This is a genomic window from Microbacterium sp. B24, from assembly GCF_000333415.1.
Lineage (GTDB): Bacteria > Actinomycetota > Actinomycetes > Actinomycetales > Microbacteriaceae > Microbacterium.
The window spans coordinates 1-989 of record NZ_BADB01000280.1; the positions used below are offsets into that span (position 1 = coordinate 1).

Sequence of the window (989 nt, forward strand, 5' to 3'; positions counted from 1 at the left end):
CCCAGTGGATCGCGATCGGGTCGGGCAGCGCGTCGCCGGCGGCGAGCTGGAGCGCGACAGCGACCGCGCTCGCCAGCACGGGCAGCGCGACGGCGACCAGGACGAAGCGGGTGACGGCTCGGGGCCGTGTCGTGGTCATGATGATTCCTCCGGTTCGCTGTGGTGATGGATGAGCGCGGCGAGCGCCTGTGATGACAGCCCACGCTCGCGCGCTCGGGTGACGATGGCGGCAATATCGGGCTGGAGCTCGGCGAGCCGATCGGCGGCATCGGTGAGGACCGCGCCACGCCCGCGATGCATGGAGACCAGCCCCTCCTCCCTCAGCTGCTGATACGCGTGGAGAACCGTGTGCAGGTTGACGTCGAGCGCGGCGGCGACGGCGCGCGCCGACGGCAAGCGATCGCCGGGGCGGAGACGGCCCGCGACGGCATCCGCTCGCACCGACGCCGCGATCTGCGTGAACAACGGCACATCGCTCGTGGGGTCGGTGCGGATCAACATGACGCCTCCTGTATCCATTCTATGACAAATAGAACAGTTGCCGCGATGTGAGTCTCGACGATCCGCGGGTCACGCCCGGGTGCGCACCCCCTGGGCAAGCGCCGCGACGATCTCCGGCAGCAGGGCATCGGCCGTACGCCGATAGCCGAGCGCGCTGGGATGGAACCGATCGACGCTGAACATGTCGTCGGGATTCTCGATGAACATCGCCCCGACGGCGCGCCGCAGGGAGACGACCCGGGCGCCGGCGCGCCGAGCCGCCGCCGCCTGCGCGTGGGCGAGCTGCCGCGACGCCTGCGCACCCAGCGCCCGCAGCGGCTGCGGCACGGGGCGCAACGCGCCCAGGTCCGGACAGGTGCCGACGACGACGGCCGCGCCCGACGCGCGCAACCGCCGCACCGCCGCCTCGAGGTCGCTCGCCGCCGACGAGACGGGGGTACGGTGCGTCACGTCGTTGCCGGACTCTAGAGGATCCCCGGGACCGAGCT

2 protein-coding genes are annotated in these 989 nt (G+C 71.9%); both read right to left on the reverse strand.

Annotated features, from left to right (window positions below; genetic code table 11):
• Nucleotides 1–135: 135 nt before the first annotated feature.
• The gene (locus I5I_RS07360) at nucleotides 136–501 is read right to left on the reverse strand and encodes a GntR family transcriptional regulator (protein WP_036318172.1); all 366 of its coding nucleotides are present in this window, start codon (nucleotides 499–501) and stop codon (nucleotides 136–138) included.
• A 69-nt stretch (nucleotides 502–570) separates the two neighbouring features.
• Nucleotides 571–989 (reverse strand): GDSL-type esterase/lipase family protein (locus I5I_RS07365; RefSeq protein WP_036318173.1); only part of this gene is annotated, 419 nt, incomplete at its 5' end.